Source organism: Mycobacterium sp. SMC-4, from assembly GCF_025263265.1.
GTDB lineage: Bacteria > Actinomycetota > Actinomycetes > Mycobacteriales > Mycobacteriaceae > Mycobacterium.
Map to the genome: position 1 here is coordinate 4,163,956 of NZ_CP079869.1, position 19,230 is coordinate 4,183,185.

Sequence of the window (19,230 nt, forward strand, 5' to 3'; positions counted from 1 at the left end):
AACTTGGTCATGTCCAGCGCTGGGAACACCCCGATCGAAAGCCTGCTCGACCTCGACTCGCTGTTGTGTGCCGAGGACCGCGATCTGCGCTCCATGGTGCGACAGTTCGGCGAACAACGATTGCGTCCGTACGTCGGAGAGTGGTTCGAGTCCGGTCAGGTGCCGGTCCGCGAGCTCGCCGTCGAGATCGGCAAACTCGGCCTGCTCGGCATGCACCTGAGCGGTTACGGCTGTGGGGGTTCCACCGCGACCGCCTACGGCCTGGTGTGCCAGGAGCTGGAGGCCGTCGACAGCGGCCTGCGCAGCCTGGTGTCGGTGCAGGGTTCACTGGCGATGTTTGCCATTCACCGCTGGGGCAGCGAGGAACAACGTCGGCAGTGGCTGCCCGGGATGGCCGCCGGTGAGCTGATCGGCTGCTTCGGGCTGACCGAACCGGACTTCGGCTCCAACCCCGGCGGCATGCGTACCACCGCACGACGCGACGGGTCGGACTGGATCCTCAACGGTTCGAAGATGTGGATCACCAACGCCTCGGTCGCCGACGTGGCGATCGTCTGGGCGCGCGAACCGGGCGGACACGTGCTGGGCTTCGCGGTGCCGGCCTCCACCCCGGGGTTCAGTGCCCGGGAGATGACCCATAAGTTGTCGCTGCGCGCCTCGGTGACCTCGGAGTTCAGCCTCGACGACGTGCGTGTGCCCGAGGATGCCCGACTGCCCGGAGCCGAAGGTCTCAAGGGTCCGCTGAGTTGCCTGTCGGAGGCCCGGTTCGGAATTGTGTTCGGCGCCGTGGGCGCCGCCCGCGACTGCCTGGAGGCCACGATCGACTACGTGTGCAGCCGCGAGGTCTTCGACAAACCGTTGGCCGGATATCAGCTCACGCAGGCCAAGATCGCCGACATGGCCGTGGAGCTCGGTAAGGCTCAGCTGCTGGCGCTACACCTGGGCCGGCTCAAGGATGACGGCCGAATCCGTCCCGAGCAGGTCAGTGTCGGCAAGCTCAACAACGTCCGGGAGGCGCTCGGGATCGCCCGCCAGTGCCGAACTCTGTTGGGCGCCAATGGGGTGACGTTGGAATACCCGGTGATGCGGCACGCCAACAATCTCGAGTCGGTGTTGACCTACGAAGGGACCTCGGAAGTGCACCAGCTGGTCATCGGAGAGACATTGACCGGCGTCAGCGCATTCCGGTAGGCGCCGAAACCACGGTTGCCGACGACGTTTTCGCAGTGCCGTCGACAACCGTAGTTTCGCGCACTGGCCGTCAGTACTGCTGCGGCGGCGGACCCGGGGGCAGCGGCTGCGGGTTGAGCGGGACGCAGACGGTGCTCATGATCTTGTCGGCCAGCGTCTGACGCTTGCCGTCCCAGAGCGGGAACAGGTAGCCGATGTAGCAGATGATGGTGTCGACGATGTGCGCCAGCTGACGAACGATCGACAGCCCGAAACCGATAGGCAGCCAAGTCTTTTCGCTGACGACCTTGAACTTGAGCACCGACTTTCCGATGCTCGAGCCGGTGGTCCCCTGACGGTAGCCGTAGTTCCAGATGACGTAGGCCAGCATCAGCAGCGAACCCAGCAGCGAGACGGTCGTCCCGATGGCCGTGGGCTGCGACGTGCACTCGACGCCGCCGTTGTAGGTGACGCAGTTGTTCTCGCCGGTGCCGAAGGCGATGCCCTGGGTGATACCGGCGATGATGAACACCGGGATGTTGTCGATGAACCACGCGCCCACCCGGTAATGCCAGGGCGTGTAGGCCTCCTTGGGCAGGGCTGCCCCCTGCGGCGGCGGGCCACCGCCGTACTGCGCCTGCGGGAAAGCACCCGGGGGCGGGTAATTGCCCTGCGGCGGAGGCGGATACCCACCCGGAGGCGGCGGCGGTGCATATCCGCCCTGCGGCGTGGGCTGCGACCCGGGGGGCGGAGGAGGGTAGTTGCCTGGGGGCGGGTAACCACCCTGCGGCGGAGTTCCCCCGGGCCCTGCTGGATTGTCTGTCATGGTCGCTCCTGATGTCGTGTCGGGTGTCTACAGCGGTACGCAGACTGTGGTCATTATCTTGTCGGCGATCGTCTGGCGCTTGGTATCCCACAGCGGAAACAGGTAACCGACGTAACAGATTGCCCCGTCGATGACGTGGGCTAGTTGGCGCAGTATCGACAGTCCGAAATCGATGGGCTGCCAAGTCTTTTCACTGACCACCCGAAACCGGGTGATCGACTTGCCCAGGCTGGAACCCGTGGCGCCCTGCCGGTACCCGAAATTCCAGACCAGATATCCGAACACGGCGAGCGTGGCCACCGCCATCGCCAGCTGGCCCAGGCCGCTCGTGCCGGTGACACACACCTCGCCGAACTCCGATTGCGACCGATCGGTGAGACATTCGGTCGCGGTGGTGCCTCTCAGCACGCCCCAGCCGATACCGAACGCGATCACCACCGGGACCATGTCGATCACCTGGGCGAGTACCCGGGTCGTCCACGGTGTGTAGGACTCCTTCGGCAGCGCCACAACCGTATTCGACGAACGGTCGCCTGACGGTGACGGTCGATCGGTCATGGACGCCTTCCCGAGAAATCTCAGCCCGAAACAGCGTGCTTACCCTACCTGAGCGCACGCTGCACGCAGCGCTTTCGCGCAGGTTGTTGATCTTGGTTTGCCTCGTCGACGTCAGGTCCGGGCTGTCTCGCTGGACAGGTAACCCAGCAGGTCGTGACGGGTCAGCACACCGACCGGTTTGCCTTCCTCGACGACCATGACCGCATCACATTCCCGTAGCGTCTTGGCCACGCTGCTGACCAGCTCACCCGCACCCACCAGGGGCAGCGGTGGGCTCATGTGCTGGGCGACCGCGTCGGCGAGCTTTGCCCGCCCCTCGAACACCGCCGAGAGAAGTTCGCGTTCGGACACGCTGCCGGCAACCTCGCCCGCCATCACCGGCGGTTCGGCACCCACTACCGGCATTTGGGAGACCCCGTACTCGCGCAGGATGGTGATCGCGTCGCGCACCGTCTCCGACGGGTGGGTGTGCACCAGATCGGGTAGCGCCCCCGATTTGCCGCGCATCAGGTCACCCACCGTCGACTCCCTGACCGTCCCGTCGAGGCGACTTCGCAGGAACCCGTAGGACGACATCCACTCGTCGTTGAAGATCTTCGACAGGTAGCCGCGTCCACCGTCGGGCAGCAGCACCACCACCAGCGCGTCGGGTCCCTCCCGCTCGGCGACCTGGATCGCTGCGACTGCGGCCATGCCGCACGAACCGCCGACCAGCATGGCTTCCTCGCGCGCCAGCCGCCGGGTCATCTCAAAGGAATCGGCATCGGAGACCGCGATGATCTCGTCCGGGACCGACGGATCGTAGGCCGACGGCCAGAAGTCCTCGCCCACGCCCTCGACGAGGTAGGGCCGACCCGAGCCGCCCGAGTACACCGAGCCTTCCGGGTCGACGCCGATCACCTTGACGCGACCGTTGGAAACCTCCTTGAGGTAGCGGCCCGCTCCGGTGATGGTTCCGCCGGTTCCGACGCCGGCCACGAAGTGGGTGACCTTGCCGTCGGTGTCGGCCCAGATTTCCGGGCCGGTGGTCTCGTAGTGGCTCTGCGGACCCATCAGATTGGAGTACTGGTCGGGCTTCCACGCTCCGTCGATCTCGTTGACCAGCCGGTCGGACACGCTGTAGTAGCTGTCGGGGTGGTCGGGCGGCACGGCCGTCGGGCACACCACAACCTCGGCGCCGTAGGCCCGCAGCACGTTGCGCTTGTCCTCGCCGACTTTGTCGGGGCAGACGAACACACACTTGTAGCCGCGTTGCTGGGCAACCAATGCAAGACCGACGCCGGTATTACCGGAGGTGGGTTCGACGATGGTGCCGCCAGGGCGCAGTTCACCGCTGGCCTCCGCGGCGTCGATCATCTTGATCGCGATCCGATCCTTGGCGCTGCCGCCGGGGTTGAGGTACTCGACTTTGGCCGCGACCATCCCGGCCCCGGCCGGAACAACCGAATTCAGCTGCACCAGCGGTGTATTGCCGATGAGCTCAGTGATGTGCCGGGCGATGCGCATGCCTACATCGTGTCAGGCCGGCCGATCGACTACCAGGTGGCCTCGCGGATGTAGTCGCCGATCTGCCGCAATGACCGGTTGGCTTCCGACACCATCGGCGCACCGAGCTGGAAAACATGCATCTGACCAGGCCAGACGCGCACCTCGACGGGCACGCCGGCTGCGGCGAGCAGACGCGCCGCCTTTCGCGCATCGCTGAGCAGAACCTCCGACCCCGAGACGTGGATCAGCGTGCGGGGCAGACCGGGCTCGATGTGGTCGAGCGGCTCGTAGACCTGCTCGGGTTGCCCGTCGACGGTCCGCTTGGCCGCCGCGACCTCGATGAGCTCCACCAGCGCGTGGAATGCTTTGGCCGGGAACATCGCGTCGGTGCGGGCGTTGGGGTGGTCGGCACGCGCTTCATTGCCGATCTCAAACAGCGGCGACATGGTCACCACCGCTGCCGGAGTCTCGCCGTGATAGCCATCGACGCCCTGGGCCTGCAGCTTCTCGGCCAGCGAGAGCGCGAGGTAGCCACCGGCGGAGTCACCGGCCAGCACGATCTGATCCGGCTCGTAGCCGAGCTCCCGCAGCCACTTGTAGCCGTCGAAGCAGTCGTCGAGCGCAGTGCCGACCGAGTGCTTGGGGATCATCCGGTAGTTCACCACCAGCACCGGGGCATCGGCACACTGGGACAGTGCGGTGACCAGCCGGCCGTGGGTATTGACGCCGCACGTCAGGAACGCGCCGCCGTGCAGATAGAGGATGACGCTGCGGTTGCCGTCGGCAGGCAGTACGCCCGCGGCGCGGACCAGCTGGGCGTTGCAGTGCGGCAGCGAGATGGTGGCGCGGACCGTGCCCGGGGCCGGCTTGAGCACACGGGCCGCGAAGTCGACCAACCCCCACGGCCACGGCAGCTTCGGAGCGTAGCTGCCCACGGTGAGGAACGGCTTGATCGTCAGGGATGCAGCCAGCCCGAGCATGCGTCCGGCGACGCTGGGACCGTCCTCCACCACCTCGACCGGAGCACCGTCACTGACCGGAAATCGGCGCGGCTTGAGGCCTCTACCTGGACGAACGCCAAGATGAGCGGTACTGGGGGCCTTGCTCGGTGCCGTCATCGCCACCACTTCCTACGCCGTTGTAGTGCCGGGATAAGCCAAGTTATTCAGACCATCTCGTAACTTAGCTTGGCACGTGTAACCATTATCACAATGGGTTAAACAAAATTACTACTGGTGTTGATACCGCACTGTGACCGGCACGCGGCTTCGGCGCGCGATAAACCCCTGGATCCCACCTAGACTGGCGGGCGTGGGCAGCGCCAGTGATGCTCCTCGAGGTCGCATACCGCGGCGATCGGTTTTCTTCTGGGCGGTCGCCACTCTGGCCTCGACAGGATCGGCCTACGTCGGCGCCCGCAATCTGCTGACCGGGCAGGCCGACAAGGCCCGTCAGGTCATCCCGAAAGCCTGGGATGTTCCACCCCGCGCCGACGGCGTCTACACCCCCGGTGGCGCGACGGTGCAGCGTTGGCAGCGTGACGTGCCGTTCGACCTACACCTGATGATCTTCGGGGATTCGACAGCGACCGGCTACGGGTGCACCGACGCCGAGCAGGTGCCCGGGGTGCTGCTGGCACGCGGCCTGGCCGAGGAGTCCGGCAAACGCATCCGACTGAGCACCAAGGCGATCGTCGGCGCAACCTCCAAGGGATTGTCGGGGCAGATCGATGCGATGTTCGTCGCCGGCCGTCCTCCCGACGCCGCGGTGATCATGATCGGCGCCAACGACATCACCCGGCCCAACGGTGTCGGCCCGTCGGCGCGCCGTCTCGGCCAGGCCGTACTTCGGCTCCGCGGCAGCGGAGCGGTGGTTGTGGTCGGCACCTGCCCGGATTTCGGCGTCATCAAGGCGATCCCGCAGCCTCTGCGGTGGTGGGTGCGGGCTCGCGGTTTGCGGTTGGCCCGCGCGCAGGCGGCCGCGGTGCGCGGGGCAGGCGGTGTGCCGGTGCCGTTCGCCGACCTGCTGGCCCCGCACTTCTACAAGACGCCGGAGCTGTTGTTCTCCGAGGACATGTTCCATCCCTCGGCGGCCGGCTATTCGCTGGCCGGCAAGCAGCTCCTGCCCGCGCTGTGTCAGGCATTGGGTGAATGCCAATCCGGCAACCCGCCCGAGGCCGCCCTGGTCTCTCGCTCGGGTGACCGCAGTTCACTGCTGGGGTGGGTCATCGGCGCGACCCGGTTGTGGCGGCGGTCGACAGGCGTGCCCGCGCCGGTGGTGGGTGCGGTCCCCGGGTTTGCACAAGGGAGGGTGCCCGCGCCGGTCGGCGCGAGTGCCAGCTAGGTTCGTTCGTAGTTCGCACCGCCGCATACGAGGAGCCGTCATGCCCGAAGCCGTCATCGTCGCCACTGCCCGCTCACCCATCGGCCGGGCCAACAAGGGATCGCTGGTCTCGATGCGCCCCGACGATCTGGCCGCCCAGATGGTCAAGGCGGTATTGGACAAGGTGCCCGCACTGGATCCCCGCGATATCGACGACCTGATGATGGGGTGCGCCCAGCCTGCCGGCGAAGCCGGCTACAACATCGCGCGGGCGGTCGCGGTACAGCTGGGTTACGACTTCCTGCCGGGCACCACCGTCAATCGGTACTGCTCGTCGTCGCTGCAGACCACGCGGATGGCGTTTCACGCCATCAAGGCCGGCGAAGGCCACGCGTTCCTCTCGGCCGGCGTGGAGACGGTGTCGCGGTTCGGCAAGGGGGCCGCCGACGGCGCACCGGACTCGAAGAACCCGATTTTCGAGGATGCGCAGCAGCGGTCGGCCAAGGCCGCCGAGGGCGCGACCGAGTGGCACGACCCGCGCGAGGACGACCTGTTGCCCGACGTGTACATCGCGATGGGCCAGACCGCCGAGAACGTCGCGGCGTACACCGGCATCAGCCGCGAAGACCAGGACCACTGGGGGGTGCGGTCGCAGAATCGCGCCGAGGAGGCCATCAAGAGCGGATTCTTCGAGCGTGAGATCGTGCCGGTGACGCTGCCCGACGGCACCGTCGTCTCCACCGACGACGGTCCGCGCGCAGGGACCAGCTACGACAAGATCAGCCAGCTCAAGCCGGTCTTCCGGCCGAACGGCACGATCACCGCGGGCAATGCGTGCCCGCTCAACGACGGCGCTGCCGCGGTGATGATCATGAGCGACAGCAAGGCCAAGGAGTTGGGCCTCACGCCGCTGGCCCGCATCGTCTCGACGGGCGTGTCGGGGCTGTCGCCGGAGATCATGGGTCTCGGGCCGATCGAGGCCGTCAAGAAGGCGTTGGCGAACGCCAAGATGAGCATTTCCGACATCGATCTGTACGAGATCAACGAGGCGTTCGCGGTTCAGGTGCTGGGATCGGCGCGCGAACTCGGCATGGACGAGGACAAGCTCAACGTCTCCGGCGGCGCGATCGCGCTGGGCCACCCGTTCGGGATGACCGGGGCGCGGATCACCGCCACGCTGCTGAACAACCTGGCCACCCACGACAAGACCTTCGGCATCGAGACGATGTGCGTGGGCGGCGGTCAGGGGATGGCGATGGTCGTGGAGCGGCTCAGCTAGCCGCCCATAGAATGCCGTTCCGATGACCACCATCGGAACGCCGCTGTCACCGCGCGCCACCAAAGTCATGCTGCTCGGCTCGGGCGAACTCGGCCGCGAAGTGCTGATCGCGCTGCAGCGCCTCGGCGTCGAGACGATCGCCGTCGACCGCTACCAGAACGCCCCCGGTCATCAGGTCGCCCACCACGCGCGCACGATCACGATGTCGGACCCGGGCCAGCTCCGGGCGCTGATCGAGGCCGAGCGGCCCGACCTGGTGGTGCCCGAGATCGAAGCCATCGCGACGCCGGCGCTCGAAGAGCTGGAGGCCGAAGGCGCGGTGACCGTCATCCCGACCGCCCGGGCCGCGCGGTTGACCATGGACCGCGAGGGAATCCGACGTCTCGCGGCCGAGACCCTCGACCTGCCCACCAGCCCGTACCGGTTCTGCGATTCGCTTGACGAGCTCCATGCCGCAATCGCTGACGGCATCGGGTATCCGTGCGTGGTCAAACCGGTGATGAGCAGCTCCGGCAAGGGTCAGTCCAAGATCGACGGTCCCGACGATGTCGCGCCAGCATGGGAGTACGCGATGTCGGGCAGCCGGGTGAGCAACACCCGCATCATCGTCGAGGGGTTCGTCGACTTCGACTACGAGATCACACTGCTGACAGTGCGCGCCCGCGGCGCCTCCGGCGCGGTGGAGACCACGTTCTGCGAACCCATCGGGCACCGGCAGGTCGGTGGCGACTACGTCGAAAGCTGGCAACCGCACCCGATGTCGGCCACGGCGCTGGAACGCGCGCAGCAGATCGCACACGCGGTGACCGACGATCTGGGTGGGCAGGGCATCTTCGGGGTGGAGCTGTTCGTCAAGGGTGACCAGGTCTGGTTCAGCGAGGTCAGCCCGCGCCCCCACGACACCGGCATGGTCACGATGGTGACGCAGTGGCAGAACGAGTTCGAGCTGCACGCACGCGCCATCCTCGGTCTGCCGGTCGACAGCGCGCTGCGGTCGCCGGGCGCCAGCGCGGTGATCTACGGCGGCGTGGACGCCGAGGGCGTGATCTTCGAGGGGGTGGACAGCGCGCTGCAGGTACCGCACACCGAGATCCGGCTGTTCGGCAAGCCGGAGAGCTTCGTCCAACGCCGGATGGGTGTGGCACTGGCCTACGCCGACGACGTCCAGACCGCGCGCCGCAACGCGACTGAAGCCGCGGGCCGGGTCACCCCGCGAGTTCCCTAGTCGTCTCGGTCGCCGGGAGGGCGCTCAGATCGCGCAGTCGCGGGATTCGACGCGCTGAGCGCTCTCTCGCGTCGTACACGCGCGCGACGCGAGCCAATACGTCGCCGGTGCTGTTGGCCTTGACGACGCGCACGCGCGCCCAGTCGAGCTCGTCGAGGTCCTCGGCGCGCCGAATGTCGTGGGCGAACTGCAGCGGGTCGACGCGGTGCTGATCGCCGTCGTACTCGACCGCCAACTTCAGTTCCTTCCAGCCCATGTCGAGGTAGTAGCGCCGTCGTCCGTCGGCACTGACCACCGGTATCTGGGTGGACGGGCGCGGGAACCCGGCGCGTATCAGCAGTAACCGCAGCCAGGTCTCGCGCGGGGACTGCGCGCCCGCGTCGTACAGGTCCAGCGCGACTGCCAGTTGTCGCATACCACGTTTCCCCGCATGCCGCTGCCTCGCCCACAGCAGCACGTCGGCGGCGTCGAAACCCGTGGCATTTCCCAGCGCGTCGAGCCGGGCCACGGCCGCGTCGAGCGATCCCTCCCGGCGGGCAAGGTCGAACGCCGTGCGCTGCACGGTCGTGACGGGCAGGCCCCGCCGGCGGGTGATCTCATCGTCGGCCAGGTCCTGCTTATGGGTCCTGATGCCCCGCGGGGCGCGACCGTTCGACCACACCAGCTCGATGGGCTGCGAATCTTCGATGTATCGCGCCCCGTGCAGCGCGGCTGCGGTCAGGCCGGCCAGCACACCGCCACGGCGCGACCACAACCACGCGGCGGTGGCCCGGTGGTGGGTATTCAGCTCGACGCCGGGACGGGTGTACACGTCGGGATGCAGCGCCACGAACCTGGTACGCAGCAGGTGTTTTCCGACCACTCCGGCGGCGACCGCCTCGCTTCCGATGAACGGCACCTGCACGAGTCGAGAATCGCCGCTGTCCGGCGCGCCGCACAGCCTCAGTCTCGCGACCTGTGGATAACCCCGCGAGAGGGCGCTCAGACTGCGCATCCGCGGGATTCGACGCGCTGAGCGCTCTCTCGCGCCCCCAACAGCGCCCCCGGAACACGAAAAGGGCGTCCACCGCGGTGGACGCCCTTTCGCGCGTGTGACTAGTCGCTGTTGAAGTAGCTGAGCAGACGCAGGATCTCGACGTACAGCCACACCAGGGTGACGGTCAGGCCGAGCGCCACGCCCCATGCCGCCTTCTCCGGAGCACCGGCGCGGATCATCTGATCAGCCGCATCGAAGTCGATCAGGAAGCTGAACGCCGCCAGGCCGATGCACAGCAGCGAGAATCCGATGGCCAGCATGCCGCCGCTGCGCAGACCCAGGCCGTCGCCGCCGCCGATGATCGCGGCCAGGAAGTTGACCAGCATCAAGGCCAGCACGCCGAACAGGCCGGCAACGATCATTCGGGTGAACTTCGGGGTGACGCGGATGGCTCCGGTCTTGTAGACGACCAGCATGCCGAAGAACACGCCGAGCGTGCCGATGATCGCCTGGGTGATCATCGAGTAGCCGCCGTTGGAGACCACATTGGCGAACAGGTACGAAATACCGCCGAGGAAGAGGCCTTCCAGCCCCGCGTAGCTCAGCACGATCGCCGGGTTGTCCTGCTTGCGGGCGAACACCGCGACCAGCACCAGCACCAGGCCGCCGATCGCACCGCCCATCGCCAGCATCATGGCGAAGCCGGGGTTGATCGTGGCGATGAAGTAGGACACCACCGCGAAGGCCGCCAGCACAGCGAGCGTGATGCCCGTCTTGGTGACGACATCGTCGATGGTCAGCGGACGCGAGACACCGGTCTGCTGCTGATCGGGGTACTGGCTCACATAGGGATCGGCGTGTACCGCTTGCGCACCGTAGCCAGCGGCTCCGGTACCGAATTGCGCATATCCGCCTTGCTGCCCCTTGGGTAAAGTGCGAAATACCGGGTTGCTGCTTTCGCGCACCGTCGGTTCCTTCCTGTGTTGTGTCCTGTGGCATGTCTTCGCCGGAGACGAACACCCACTCAACGAGTGAGGATCCCGGACGGTTCCCGAATCCGGAGGTCACCTCCCAGGAGCTTCACAGGAAACCTTACCCGGCGGGGCAATGGGCGGCGAGACGATCTAGATTGCATTCCGTGGACGAAAACGAGGATGTCCTAGTAACGACCGTCAACGGCGTCGGCCTGATCACGCTCAACCGTCCCAAGGCAATCAACTCGTTGACCCACTCGATGGTCACGATGATCGCCACGGCGCTCAAGAGTTGGGAAACCGACGACACGATCGAAGCTGTGGTCGTCTCCGGTGCCGGCGAGCGCGGTTTGTGCGCCGGGGGCGACGTGGTGGCCATCTATCACGACGCCAAGGCCGGTGGTAGCGAGTCACGCCTCTTCTGGCACGACGAGTATCTGCTCAACGCCTACATCGGCAGGTACCCCAAGCCCTACGTCGCAGTGATGGACGGCATCACCATGGGCGGTGGTGTCGGCATCAGCGCGCACGGCAGCGTGCGAGTCGTCACCGACACCACCAAGATGGCCATGCCCGAGGTCGGCATCGGTTTCATTCCCGACGTCGGTGGCACCTACATCCTGGCGCGCAGCCCAGGACAACTCGGAACGTACGCCGCGCTGACCGGGGCGGCGTTCTCCGGCGCCGACGCCGTCGCGATGGGCTTCGCCGATCACTACGTGCCCCACGAACGCCTCGGCTCCTTCGTCGAGACCCTCGTGGGCGAGGGTGTCGAAGCCGCGCTGACCACCCACGCCGAGGCGCCGCCGCCGAGTCCGCTGCAGGCCGAACGGCAGTGTATCGACAGCTGCTATGCCGGCGAGACCGTCGCCGACATCGTCGCCGCGCTGCGCGACCACGATGCCCCCGGCGCCGCCAAAGCTGCGGACCTGATTTCCACCCGCTCCCCCATCGCGCTGTCGGTGACACTGCAGGCAGTCCGCCGCGCCGCCGGCCTACCGACCCTCGAAGACGTGCTGGTGCAGGAGTTCCGGACCTCCTGCGCGGCACTGCGATCCCATGATCTGGTGGAAGGGATCCGCGCGCAGCTCGTTGACAAGGACCGTAATCCGCAGTGGGTGCCGCCGTCACTGGCTGCCGTCACCGACGCCGACGTCGACGCGTACTTCGCACCCGCACAACCCGATCTGACGTTCGAACAGGAGTGAGAATGACTGACAGCTACGAGACGATCCTGCTCACCCGCGAGGACCGCGTCGCCACCATCACACTCAATCGACCCAAGGCGCTCAACGCGCTCAACAGCCAGGTGATGCACGAAGTCACCACCGCTGCAGCGCAACTGGATGCCGACCCGGGTGTCGGCGCCATCATCCTCACCGGCAGCGAAAAGGCTTTCGCCGCCGGCGCCGACATCAAGGAGATGGCGAACCTGTCCTTCGCCGATGTCTTCGCCTCCGATTTCTTCGCCGCCTGGGGCAAGTTCGCGGCCATCCGTACCCCGACCATCGCCGCCGTCGCCGGTTACGCACTCGGCGGCGGCTGCGAGCTGGCGATGATGTGCGACATCCTGATCGCCGCCGACAGTGCGAAGTTCGGGCAACCCGAGATCAAGCTCGGCGTCCTGCCGGGAATGGGCGGTTCGCAGCGGCTGACCCGCGCCATCGGTAAGGCCAAGGCGATGGATCTGATCCTGACCGGACGCAACATGGACGCCGACGAAGCCGAACGTGCCGGGTTGGTCTCCCGGGTGGTACCTGCGGACACGCTGCTCGAGGAAGCGAACGCCGTAGGCCGCACCATCGCCGCAATGTCGCTGTCAGCAGCACGGATGGCCAAGGAAGCGGTCAACCGATCGTTCGAGACCACCCTTTCCGAGGGCTTGCTCTACGAGCGGCGGCTGTTCCACTCGGCGTTCGCCACCGACGACCAGACCGAGGGAATGAACGCATTCGCCGAGAAGCGACAGGCGAACTTCACGCACCGATAGAGTGCGTGGGTGACCGACACCTCTGAGGTCCCGGCGTCCGAACAGCGCGTGGCACTGCGGCGCACCTGGTGGATTCGCCACTACACCTTCACCGGCACCGCTGTGGGACTGGTGTTCTTGTGGTTGTCACTGACCCCCTCACTCCTACCGCGCGGCCCGCTGTTTCAGGGCCTGGTCAGCGGTGGTGCGGGCGCGGCCGGTTACGGCATCGGCGTTTTCGCGGTGTGGCTGGTGCGTTACCTGCGTTCTCGACAGACCAGCCCACCCGCACCTCGGTGGGCCTGGTTGATCCTCGCCGGCGTCGGTGCGGTGGGAATGGTGTTGGCGATCTACTGGTTCCATCGCTGGCAGGACGACGTTCGTGACCTGATGGGGGTGCCGCGACTGGGCTTCTGGGATTACCCGCTGGCTGCGGTACTGGCCCTGGTAACGCTGTTTGTCCTCGTCGAAGCCGGGAAAGCCGTTCGTCTGGTGGTACGGTTCCTGTCCGGTCAGCTCAATCGCGTTGCGCCGCCACGTGTCTCAGCGGTGATCGCGGTGGGCTTGGTGGTGGCGCTGTCGGTGGCGCTGCTCAACGGTGTGGTGGTGCGCTTCGCGATGAGCACGATCAACAAGACCTTCGCCGCGGTCAACGACGAGACCGACCCCGATACCGCTGCGCCGCAGTCGGTTCTGCGCTCCGGGGGTCCGGAGTCGTTGGTGTCGTGGGAATCGCTGGGACACCAGGGGCGCATCTTCATCGCCGGCGGACCCACCGTCGAGGAACTCACCGAGTTCAATGGCGCTCCGGCCGTCGAACCGATCCGGGCCTATGCAGGCTTGAACTCGGCCGACGGCATCAAGGCGACCGCAGAGTTGGCGGCGCGGGAACTGCAGCGCACCGGCGGTCTGGAGCGCGCGGTGGTGGCCGTGGCGACCACCACCGGAACCGGTTGGATCAACGAAGCCGAAGCCACGGCGGTGGAGTACCTGTACAACGGTGACACCGCGATCGTGTCGATGCAGTACTCGTTCCTGCCGAGCTGGTTGTCGTTCCTGGTGGACAAGGAGAATGCCCGCCAGGCCGGTCAGGCTCTCTTCGAGGCGGTCGACGAGCTGATCCGCGAAATGCCCGAGGCGCAACGGCCGAAGCTGGTCGTGTTCGGCGAGAGTCTCGGCTCTTTCGGCGGTGAGGCCCCGTTCCTGGCGTTGAACAACCTGATCGCACGCACCGACGGGGCCCTGTTCAGCGGGCCGACGTTCAACAACACGGTGTGGAACGACCTGACCCTCAACCGAGACCCGGGCTCACCTCAGTGGCTGCCCATCTACGACGACGGCGCCAACGTGCGCTTCGTCGCCGAACCTGAGGATCTGCAGCGTCCCGACGCGGTCTGGGAGCAGCCGAGGGTGGTCTACCTGCAGCACGCCTCGGATCCCATCGCATGGTGGGATCCCGACCTGCTGTTCGCCCGGCCGGACTGGTTGCGCGAGAAACGCGGCATCGACGTCTCCCCGGACATGGAGTGGATTCCGGTGGTGACGTTCCTGCAGGTATCAGCCGACATGGCGGTCGCGATCAACGTGCCCGACGGACACGGCCATGTGTACGTCCGCAACGTGGCCAATGCGTGGGCGCAGATCCTTCAACCGCCCGGATGGACACCGGAGAAAACCGAGCGACTGCGTCCGCTGCTGCGCAGCGATGAGGGCTCCTAGCTCACGACGTGTTTGAGCGCGTGATAACCGCCGATGACATCGGTGGCACGGTGCAGGCCGAGGTCCTGCAGCGACGCGGCAGCCAGGCTGGAGGTATAGCCCTCCGAGCACAGGATCACCCATTCGACGTCGTCGTCGACGGCCTGCGGCAGCCGCGCGTCGCTGGTCGGGTCGCAGCGCCACTCCAGCACATTGCGCTCGATCACCAGCGCGTGGCGTACCGACCCCTCGGCTGCTCGTTGCGCCGCCGGACGAATGTCGACCAGCAGGCCCCCACGTGCGAGAGCAGCGGGCACCTGATCGGCGGACAAGCGGTTCAGCCGCGCCCGCGCCGCGTCCAGAATGGTGTCGATACGGCTACCCATGGCTGTCACCTTCCGGCGTGTCGGTCAGCTCGGTCCGTGTGCGGCGCAGCCGGTTGGCCGTGACGTCGTAGTAGGACATCGCCGTCAGCGGCGGCGAGTAGGCGTGCACGCTCAGCGTCGGCCCCGGCGCGGCATCGACGGTGACGGTGTCGGGGGCCCACACGACGTCGTGCACCCAACCCAGCGGGAACGCCGCCTGATCACCGGCGTTCAGCGCGCGGTCCCGCAACGTCGAACCGTCCCAACGGGTCTCCCGCAGCGCCCCGCTGACCACCGTCACTGCGCCCAGCGATCCGCCGTGATCGTGCAACTCGGTCGAGCGCTCAGGCACCCAACTGATCAGCCACACATCGAGTTCGTCGTTGCCGTGCAGGCGGGTGAACCAGCGCTCGGCGCGGGGTAACCCGCCCGCCGGGAACAGGTGGTCGTAGTCACCGACGAGGACGTCGTCGGCGAAGCGGTCGGTGACGTGCAGAAGGTCGGCAAGGCGTAGACGGGTGGGGGCCAGGATCATCAGGGAACTCCGGGAAGGACGGACGGGTCAGGGGGCAGGCGGCTAGGCCTGACAGCACTCCTGAACCCGGGTCACGTCGATCACGGCGGCCAGTCTTGCATAGATTGGCCGCATGCGCAGGTACCGTCTCCCCGCCTTCGGCGCCGCCCTGTGCGCGTGCGCGCTGATACCGGGGTGCTCGGCCGGCACTGAGCCGTCCACCCCGTCTGCTGCAACGCCAGCTGACGCCCCCGTCGAACCCGGCTCGGCGGTACCGCGCGGCGCGGCGGGGGTCTCCCCCGGTGGTGTGACGACGGCCGTCGACGCTCCGGCCGAGTCCACCGAGAACCACTACTTCCACGCGTGCCGAACTGCGCGAACGTGGATGGAGCAGCAGGGTGGCGATCCACGGTCGCAGATCGAGCCGTTCCTCAAGACCGTGCAGGAGTCGCAGTCCGCCGGACCGGCGACGTTCGACAAGCGCTGGTCGGAGCTCTCACCGGGTCAGCAGTCGGCGGTGATCGTCGCGGTCGAGGCGGCCGCCGCTGCGCTGTGCGGTTGACGGCCCGGCCGATTTCAGATCACGGGTGTCTTTAATTGCCTGCAGCGCGCTCAGGCACCTGCGGCGACCGACGCCAGCTCCAGATTGCTCTTGAGGTCGGAGAGCTTCGAGGGCCAGCCGCCCGAAACCAGCTCGCGCACAATGCTTGCTCGTGGGAAACCGGTCTGGATGACGGTCAGTTTGACGCGACCGCCTTCGACTTCCTCGATGTCGAAGGACACCGTGGACCGCGGTTCGGCCGCCGCCCGTTCGATGACGTCGGCTGACAACCCCACCGTCGTCAGCTGCGGGGTGAACGTGTGGAAGGCGAACGCCAGTCGCCGGTAGGGGTCGGCTTCCAGGATCACCTGTTCGGGGCTGCTGATGTTCAGATCGCCGTCGCGCCAGTCATAGCTCGATCCGACCTTCCAGTCCGTGACCAGCCCATGCCCCATGTAGCGCTCGGAGAACGCGGGGTCGGTGACGGCCTGCCACAGCCGTTCCGGCGTGGTCCTGATGTAGGTGGTGTAGACGAAGTCGCTGCCGCTGCTGTCGTGCTCCATGGAATCCCGCTCCAATGCTGTCTTCAGGTCTGCGAGCGTCTGTGCCCGCAGTCGGTCGTAATGGGTGATCCAGCGATCGGCGATCGCATTGATCGGTTCGGCGTTGAGGTAGTGCAACTTCTGCCGGCCCCGCCAGACGGTGCTGATGAGGTTGGCGGCCTCGAGCACCTTGAGGTGCTTGCTCACCGATTGCCGGGCCATGTCCAGCCCGGCGCACAGTTCGGTCAAGCTCTGCCCGTTGCGGGCGTTCAAGCTGTCGAGCAGGCGACGTCGATTGGGGTCGGCGAGCGCCCGGAACACCTCGTCCATGTATTCAGTTCTGCCACAACATGCAGCCTTGTGGCTACCTTTCGCAGGATATGCAGTCATTCGGCTGCATGTCAAGGTTCGGCATCCCGTGCTGGCACAGCGCAGAATGCATGCATGCGAGTCGCACTGGCGCTGGGCAGCGGCGGGGCACGCGGCTACGCCCACATCGGCGTCATCAACGAGCTCCATGAACGAGGCCACGAGATCGTCGGCATCGCCGGATCGTCAATGGGTGCCCTGGTCGGCGGGTTGGAGGCGGCCGGCAAGCTCGGCGAATTCACCCGCTGGGCCGACGGGTTGACCCAGCGGGCGGTGCTACGGCTGCTCGATCCTTCGTTGACCTCGCCCGGCGTACTGCGGGCAGAGAGAATCCTCGACGCCGTCCGTGACATGCTCGGTGACGTCACCATCGAGGAACTCCCGGTCCCGTTCACCTCGGTGGCCACCGACCTCATCACCGGCAAGGCGGTATGGATGCAGCGCGGTCCGGTCGATGACGCGATCCGGGCCTCGATCGCCATCCCCGGATTGATCACCCCGCATGTTCTCGACGGCCGGTTGCTGGCCGACGGCGGCATCCTGGACCCGATTCCGATGGCTCCCATCGCCGCTTCGGTCGCCGATGTCACGTTGGCGGTGAGCCTGTCCGGCGACGACCCCGAGTCCCGCCGGGACGAGCAGGGCGCTCGTCCCAGCGGTGAGTGGCTGAACCGAATGTGGCGCACCCGGTCCTCGCTGCTCGACTCCAGGGCGGCGCGTTCATTGCTCGATACCCAGACGGGTCGGGCAGTGCTGGGCCGCTTCATGACCGGCGATGACGAGCCGGTGGTGGACGACGACAGCAACACACCAGCGGTGCCGAAACTGAGCAGCTTCGATGTGATGAACCGGGTCATCGACATCGCGCAGTCGGCGCTGGCTCGTCACACGCTGGCCAGTTACCCACCCGATCTGTTGATCGAGGTGCCGCGCACGGTGTGTCGCAGTCTGGACTTCCACCGCGCCGCCGAGGTCATCGAGATCGGCCAGGAGTTGGCCGCGACCGGACTGGACGCGCTGGAAGCTCGCGTGTCACGTTAGGAAGTCGGCAACGCGGCGCGCTTCGCGGCGTCCCTGCGCGCGCCCGGCATGTGCCGAGGGCGCCCGGCAGGCCGGGTCCAGCGGATTGGGGCCAAACGCCGACAACGAATCCGAGTCGGCGAATATCGCCAGCGTCGCGCCGGGGAACGCGCTGATTTCGTCGACCGCGCCGCTGCCCCACGGGGACGGCGTCTGCGCGCCGGACGGGACCAGTGCGACCGCGACCGCACAGTCGTGGGCTGCGGTCATGTTGACCGTGCTGCCCACACCTCCGTCCATGTATCGACGCCGGCCGAGGGTGACGGGTGGCCATACCCCGGGCACAGCACAACTCGCGGCGACGGCATCGACCAGATCGACCCCCGAGGCGTTGTCGAAGATCACCAGTTCGCCGGTGTCGATGTCGATTCCGGTGATCCGCAGCATTCGCTGCGGCCACTGATGGGACGGCAACCGGTGGGCGATGACGTTGCGGCGCACCGGTTCGGCGACGGTCTCGACACCGGCTGCCACGGCGCCGATCTTCTGTAGCTTCTGCTCTTTGGTGGCTCCAGGGGTCTGCATCGCGTCGAGAAACAGCTCGATGATCGTCTCGATCGACGCACCGGGATGAATCTCATGGGAACCGCCCTCCTCGGACAGCTGCCGGGCGAACAGCTCCTCCAGGGGGGTTCCGCTGCCGAGCTGGGCGGCCACCGTCGATCCCGCCGACGTCCCGACCAGGACCTCCGAGTCCACCAGGGCCGCACCGGCCTCGGGTGCCTCATCGCAGATCCCCAGCAGCACTCCGGTTTCCCAGGCAATGCCGGCCAGCCCTCCCCCAGCGAGCACCAGTGCGCGCCTTCGATCGGTCATCCGGCGGGTTCTTCGCGCAGCAACTCGTGGGAGAGCTGCTCGAGGCTCAGCCTGGCGAATCCACGCCACAGGCGCGCGAACGCGGGCATCGCCAGTGCCGCTGCCGCGGACCGCGGGTAGACGGTCCATCTCCAGGTCACCTCGGTACCGGTCCCGGCAGGCGCGAAAAGCCATTGCCCGTCGATGTGGTCGACCAGCGGCGCCAGCGCGCCGGTAATCCCCGACAGGGTGTAGCCGAACGCGTGTGGTGCGTCGACGGCGGTCAGCTCCTCACGCATCGTGCCGCCGCCGACCTGGACGACGGTGCGAGTCTGGCCTACCGCACTCCAGTCTCCGCTCTGGTCGCGTACCGCCTTGATCGGGGCGATGGGGCCGTACCAGCGGCTGAACAGGGTGGGCAGCGGTATCGGCAGGGTGCGTCGGTACGCGGTCTCCAGGTCGACGGGAATGGCCCGCGACTGCTCCATCAGGTGGGCTTCAGGCATATCCCGAATGCTAGAGGCAATGGGGCCGCGACG

At 67.0% G+C, this 19,230-nt stretch carries 20 protein-coding genes; 9 read left to right on the forward strand and 11 right to left on the reverse strand.

Annotated elements, in window-relative coordinates:
* The first annotated feature begins 9 nt into the window (after positions 1-9).
* Complete coding sequence (locus tag KXD98_RS19705) at positions 10-1,191, forward strand: acyl-CoA dehydrogenase family protein (protein WP_260760006.1); 1,182 nt, start codon at positions 10-12, stop codon at positions 1,189-1,191.
* 70 nt (positions 1,192-1,261) lie between these two features.
* On the opposite strand, the gene KXD98_RS19710 is transcribed toward KXD98_RS19705, so the two are convergent.
* The 4 genes from KXD98_RS19710 to KXD98_RS19725 form a co-directional block, all read right to left on the reverse strand.
* Positions 1,262-1,996: an RDD family protein gene (locus KXD98_RS19710; RefSeq protein WP_260760007.1), complete on the reverse strand. Its 735-nt coding sequence runs from the start codon at positions 1,994-1,996 to the stop codon at positions 1,262-1,264.
* A gap of 27 nt (positions 1,997-2,023) precedes the next feature.
* Entirely contained in the window at positions 2,024-2,506 is a 483-nt protein-coding gene (locus tag KXD98_RS19715) for an RDD family protein (RefSeq protein ID WP_260760008.1), read from the reverse strand.
* A gap of 159 nt (positions 2,507-2,665) precedes the next feature.
* Positions 2,666-4,060 (reverse strand): cystathionine beta-synthase, encoded by a 1,395-nt coding sequence (locus KXD98_RS19720; RefSeq protein ID WP_260760009.1) that lies wholly within the window; start codon positions 4,058-4,060, stop codon positions 2,666-2,668.
* Positions 4,061-4,089: 29 nt separating this feature from the next.
* Entirely contained in the window at positions 4,090-5,160 is a 1,071-nt protein-coding gene (locus tag KXD98_RS19725) for an alpha/beta hydrolase (protein ID WP_260760010.1), read from the reverse strand.
* A gap of 226 nt (positions 5,161-5,386) precedes the next feature.
* Here KXD98_RS19725 and KXD98_RS19730 point away from each other — a divergent pair, with 226 nt between their 5' ends.
* Genes KXD98_RS19730 through purT form a run of 3 tightly spaced genes read left to right on the forward strand, consistent with a single transcriptional unit; the run spans position 5,387 to position 8,868 of the window.
* Positions 5,387-6,385, forward strand: a complete 999-nt coding sequence (locus KXD98_RS19730; RefSeq protein WP_260765324.1) for an SGNH/GDSL hydrolase family protein — start codon at positions 5,387-5,389, stop codon at positions 6,383-6,385.
* 40 nt (positions 6,386-6,425) lie between these two features.
* Positions 6,426-7,643, forward strand: a complete 1,218-nt coding sequence (locus tag KXD98_RS19735) for an acetyl-CoA C-acetyltransferase (RefSeq protein ID WP_260760011.1) — start codon at positions 6,426-6,428, stop codon at positions 7,641-7,643.
* Between the two features lie 22 nt (positions 7,644-7,665).
* Positions 7,666-8,868 (forward strand): formate-dependent phosphoribosylglycinamide formyltransferase, encoded by a 1,203-nt coding sequence (purT, locus tag KXD98_RS19740; protein WP_260760012.1) that lies wholly within the window; start codon positions 7,666-7,668, stop codon positions 8,866-8,868.
* Here the strand turns inward: purT and KXD98_RS19745 are convergent.
* Complete coding sequence (locus tag KXD98_RS19745; protein WP_260760013.1) at positions 8,849-9,772, reverse strand: endonuclease domain-containing protein; 924 nt, start codon at positions 9,770-9,772, stop codon at positions 8,849-8,851. The genes purT and KXD98_RS19745 overlap by 20 nt on opposite strands.
* Before the next feature lie 191 nt (positions 9,773-9,963).
* Positions 9,964-10,809 (reverse strand): Bax inhibitor-1/YccA family protein, encoded by an 846-nt coding sequence (locus KXD98_RS19750; RefSeq protein WP_260760014.1) that lies wholly within the window; start codon positions 10,807-10,809, stop codon positions 9,964-9,966.
* A gap of 173 nt (positions 10,810-10,982) precedes the next feature.
* Between KXD98_RS19750 and KXD98_RS19755 the strand changes: the two genes are divergently transcribed.
* The 3 genes from KXD98_RS19755 to KXD98_RS19765 are packed head-to-tail and all read left to right on the forward strand — an operon-like array spanning position 10,983 to position 14,506.
* Positions 10,983-12,026 carry an enoyl-CoA hydratase/isomerase family protein gene (locus KXD98_RS19755; protein WP_260760015.1) on the forward strand — a complete coding sequence of 348 codons (1,044 nt, stop codon included), beginning with the start codon at positions 10,983-10,985 and terminating at the stop codon, positions 12,024-12,026.
* Positions 12,027-12,028: 2 nt separating this feature from the next.
* Entirely contained in the window at positions 12,029-12,808 is a 780-nt protein-coding gene (locus KXD98_RS19760; protein ID WP_260760016.1) for an enoyl-CoA hydratase, read from the forward strand.
* Between the two features lie 9 nt (positions 12,809-12,817).
* On the forward strand, positions 12,818-14,506 hold the full coding sequence (locus KXD98_RS19765; RefSeq protein ID WP_260760017.1) for an alpha/beta-hydrolase family protein: 1,689 nt from the start codon (positions 12,818-12,820) through the stop codon (positions 14,504-14,506).
* Here the strand turns inward: KXD98_RS19765 and KXD98_RS19770 are convergent.
* Together KXD98_RS19770 and KXD98_RS19775 are read right to left on the reverse strand one after the other, a co-directional pair.
* Positions 14,503-14,871: a rhodanese-like domain-containing protein gene (locus KXD98_RS19770; RefSeq protein ID WP_260760018.1), complete on the reverse strand. Its 369-nt coding sequence runs from the start codon at positions 14,869-14,871 to the stop codon at positions 14,503-14,505. The genes KXD98_RS19765 and KXD98_RS19770 overlap by 4 nt on opposite strands.
* Positions 14,864-15,385 (reverse strand): cysteine dioxygenase family protein, encoded by a 522-nt coding sequence (locus tag KXD98_RS19775; protein ID WP_260760019.1) that lies wholly within the window; start codon positions 15,383-15,385, stop codon positions 14,864-14,866. Before KXD98_RS19775 ends, KXD98_RS19770 begins: the two co-directional genes overlap by 8 nt.
* Positions 15,386-15,497: 112 nt before the next feature.
* Here KXD98_RS19775 and lpqV point away from each other — a divergent pair, with 112 nt between their 5' ends.
* Entirely contained in the window at positions 15,498-15,926 is a 429-nt protein-coding gene (gene lpqV / locus KXD98_RS19780) for a lipoprotein LpqV (RefSeq protein ID WP_260760020.1), read from the forward strand.
* A 50-nt stretch (positions 15,927-15,976) separates the two neighbouring features.
* Here lpqV and KXD98_RS19785 read toward each other — a convergent pair whose 3' ends face one another.
* The gene (locus tag KXD98_RS19785; RefSeq protein WP_260760021.1) at positions 15,977-16,777 is read right to left on the reverse strand and encodes a metalloregulator ArsR/SmtB family transcription factor; all 801 of its coding nucleotides are present in this window, start codon (positions 16,775-16,777) and stop codon (positions 15,977-15,979) included.
* Positions 16,778-16,891: 114 nt separating this feature from the next.
* On the opposite strand from KXD98_RS19785, the gene KXD98_RS19790 reads away from it, so the two are divergent.
* Positions 16,892-17,857 carry a patatin-like phospholipase family protein gene (locus KXD98_RS19790; protein ID WP_260760022.1) on the forward strand — a complete coding sequence of 322 codons (966 nt, stop codon included), beginning with the start codon at positions 16,892-16,894 and terminating at the stop codon, positions 17,855-17,857.
* On the opposite strand, the gene KXD98_RS19795 is transcribed toward KXD98_RS19790, so the two are convergent.
* A complete protein-coding gene (locus KXD98_RS19795) occupies positions 17,849-18,712 on the reverse strand; it encodes a patatin-like phospholipase family protein (RefSeq protein WP_260760023.1) in 864 nt (287 codons plus the stop codon). The genes KXD98_RS19790 and KXD98_RS19795 overlap by 9 nt on opposite strands.
* The gene (locus tag KXD98_RS19800) at positions 18,709-19,197 is read right to left on the reverse strand and encodes an SRPBCC family protein (RefSeq protein ID WP_260760024.1); all 489 of its coding nucleotides are present in this window, start codon (positions 19,195-19,197) and stop codon (positions 18,709-18,711) included. The genes KXD98_RS19795 and KXD98_RS19800 overlap by 4 nt, the downstream gene beginning before the upstream one ends.
* Positions 19,198-19,230 lie beyond the last annotated feature (33 nt).

Coding starts and splice junctions, on each gene's coding strand:
- KXD98_RS19705 (WP_260760006.1), top strand. CDS start 10: ATGTCCAGCGCTGGGAACACCCCGATCGAAAGCCTGCTCGACCTCGAC.
- KXD98_RS19710 (WP_260760007.1), bottom strand. CDS start 1,996: ATGACAGACAATCCAGCAGGGCCCGGGGGAACTCCGCCGCAGGGTGGT.
- KXD98_RS19720 (WP_260760009.1), bottom strand. CDS start 4,060: ATGCGCATCGCCCGGCACATCACTGAGCTCATCGGCAATACACCGCTG.
- KXD98_RS19725 (WP_260760010.1), bottom strand. CDS start 5,160: ATGACGGCACCGAGCAAGGCCCCCAGTACCGCTCATCTTGGCGTTCGT.
- KXD98_RS19735 (WP_260760011.1), top strand. CDS start 6,426: ATGCCCGAAGCCGTCATCGTCGCCACTGCCCGCTCACCCATCGGCCGG.
- purT (WP_260760012.1), top strand. CDS start 7,666: ATGACCACCATCGGAACGCCGCTGTCACCGCGCGCCACCAAAGTCATG.
- KXD98_RS19760 (WP_260760016.1), top strand. CDS start 12,029: ATGACTGACAGCTACGAGACGATCCTGCTCACCCGCGAGGACCGCGTC.
- KXD98_RS19770 (WP_260760018.1), bottom strand. CDS start 14,871: ATGGGTAGCCGTATCGACACCATTCTGGACGCGGCGCGGGCGCGGCTG.
- KXD98_RS19775 (WP_260760019.1), bottom strand. CDS start 15,385: ATGATCCTGGCCCCCACCCGTCTACGCCTTGCCGACCTTCTGCACGTC.
- lpqV (WP_260760020.1), top strand. CDS start 15,498: ATGCGCAGGTACCGTCTCCCCGCCTTCGGCGCCGCCCTGTGCGCGTGC.
- KXD98_RS19785 (WP_260760021.1), bottom strand. CDS start 16,777: ATGGACGAGGTGTTCCGGGCGCTCGCCGACCCCAATCGACGTCGCCTG.
- KXD98_RS19790 (WP_260760022.1), top strand. CDS start 16,892: ATGCGAGTCGCACTGGCGCTGGGCAGCGGCGGGGCACGCGGCTACGCC.
- KXD98_RS19795 (WP_260760023.1), bottom strand. CDS start 18,712: ATGACCGATCGAAGGCGCGCACTGGTGCTCGCTGGGGGAGGGCTGGCC.
- KXD98_RS19800 (WP_260760024.1), bottom strand. CDS start 19,197: ATGCCTGAAGCCCACCTGATGGAGCAGTCGCGGGCCATTCCCGTCGAC.